Source organism: Pandoraea soli, from assembly GCF_902459595.1.
Classification (GTDB): domain Bacteria; phylum Pseudomonadota; class Gammaproteobacteria; order Burkholderiales; family Burkholderiaceae; genus Pandoraea; species Pandoraea cepalis.
Genome location: NZ_CABPSG010000037.1, coordinates 1 through 2397, shown reverse-complemented (window position 1 = coordinate 2397; position 2397 = coordinate 1). Strand labels below are relative to the sequence as shown.

General features: G+C 52.6%; 1 rRNA gene. It reads right to left on the bottom strand.

What is annotated here, in order from left to right:
- Window positions 1-61: 61 nt before the first annotated feature.
- Window positions 62-2397, bottom strand: a 23S ribosomal RNA gene (locus tag PSO31014_RS22170); the annotation flags it as partial.

Here is a 2397-nt window from a genome sequence, read left to right as displayed (position 1 = left end):
GGGTTGTGAGTTGTATCGGCACACTTCACGACACTCACACCAGGAAAAACACACTGGTTATAGGATCAAGCCTCACGGGCAATTAGTATCAGTTAGCTTAACGCATTACTGCGCTTCCACACCTGACCTATCAACGTCCTGGTCTTGAACGACCCTTAAGGGGAATCGAGTTCCCAGGGAAGTCTCATCTCAAGGCGAGTTTCCCGCTTAGATGCTTTCAGCGGTTATCTCTTCCGAACATAGCTACCCGGCGATGCCACTGGCGTGACAACCGGTACACCAGAGGTTCGTCCACTCCGGTCCTCTCGTACTAGGAGCAGCCCCCTTCAAACTTCCAACGCCCACGGCAGATAGGGACCAAACTGTCTCACGACGTTTTAAACCCAGCTCACGTACCTCTTTAAATGGCGAACAGCCATACCCTTGGGACCGGCTACAGCCCCAGGATGAGATGAGCCGACATCGAGGTGCCAAACACCGCCGTCGATATGAACTCTTGGGCGGTATCAGCCTGTTATCCCCAGAGTACCTTTTATCCGTTGAGCGATGGCCCTTCCATACAGAACCACCGGATCACTATGACCTGCTTTCGCACCTGCTCGACTTGTCAGTCTCGCAGTTAAGCACGCTTTTGCCATTGCACTATCAGCACGATTTCCGACCGTACCTAGCGTACCTTCGTACTCCTCCGTTACACTTTGGGAGGAGACCGCCCCAGTCAAACTGCCTACCATGCACTGTCCCCGATCCGGATTACGGACCTAGGTTAGAACCTCAAACAAACCAGGGTGGTATTTCAAGGACGGCTCCACAGAAACTAGCGTTCCTGCTTCAAAGCCTCCCACCTATCCTACACAGACCGGTTCAAAGTCCAATGCAAAGCTACAGTAAAGGTTCATGGGGTCTTTCCGTCTAGCCGCGGGTAGATTGCATCATCACAAACACTTCAACTTCGCTGAGTCTCGGGAGGAGACAGTGTGGCCATCGTTACGCCATTCGTGCAGGTCGGAACTTACCCGACAAGGAATTTCGCTACCTTAGGACCGTTATAGTTACGGCCGCCGTTTACCGGGACTTCAATCAAGAGCTTGCACCCCATCATTTAATCTTCCGGCACCGGGCAGGCGTCACACCCTATACGTCCACTTTCGTGTTTGCAGAGTGCTGTGTTTTTATTAAACAGTCGCAGCCACCAGTTTATTGCAACCCTTTCACCCTCCTGGCGCAGGCCAGTCAAGCTACAAGGGCGTACCTTATCCCGAAGTTACGGTACCAATTTGCCGAGTTCCTTCTCCCGAGTTCTCTCAAGCGCCTTAGAATACTCATCTCGCCCACCTGTGTCGGTTTGCGGTACGGTCTCGTATGACTGAAGCTTAGAGGCTTTTCTTGGAACCACTTCCAATTGCTTCGTACCCGAAGGTACTCGCCCCACAGCCTTGAATTACGCGCCCGGATTTGCCTAAGCGCCTTCTCCACTGCAGGGACCGGGACTTCCAACACCCGGACAACCTTCCGCGATCCGTCCCCCCATCGCATCATACGACGGTGCAGGAATATTAACCTGCTTCCCATCAGCTACGCATCTCTGCCTCGCCTTAGGGGCCGACTCACCCTACGCCGATGAACGTTGCGTAGGAAACCTTGGGCTTACGGCGAGGGGGCCTTTCACCCCCTTTATCGCTACTCATGTCAGCATTCGCACTTCTGATACCTCCAGCATCCTTCACAAGACACCTTCACAGGCTTACAGAACGCTCTCCTACCATGCGAGCAAGCTCGCATCCGCAGCTTCGGTATATTGCTTAGCCCCGTTACATCTTCCGCGCAGGACGACTCGATCAGTGAGCTATTACGCTTTCTTTAAAGGGTGGCTGCTTCTAAGCCAACCTCCTGACTGTTTTAGCCTTCCCACTTCGTTTCCCACTTAGCAATATTTAGGGACCTTAGCTGGCGGTCTGGGTTGTTTCCCTCTTGACACCGGACGTTAGCACCCGATGTCTGTCTCCCGTGATTGCACTCTTCGGTATTCGGAGTTTGCTATGGCGAAGTAATCCGCAATGGACCCTTCAACCATGACAGTGCTCTACCCCCGAAGGTGATACACGAGGCACTACCTAAATAGTTTTCGGAGAGAACCAGCTATTTCCAAGTTTGTTTAGCCTTTCACCCCTATCCACAGCTCATCCCCTAATTTTTCAACATTAGTGGGTTCGGTCCTCCAGTACGTGTTACCGCACCTTCAACCTGGCCATGGATAGATCACTTGGTTTCGGGTCTACACCCAGCGACTGAACGCCCTATTCGGACTCGCTTTCGCTACGCCTTCCCTATTCGGTTAAGCTTGCCACTGAATGTAAGTCGCTGACCCATTATACAAAAGGTACGCAGTCACCCCTT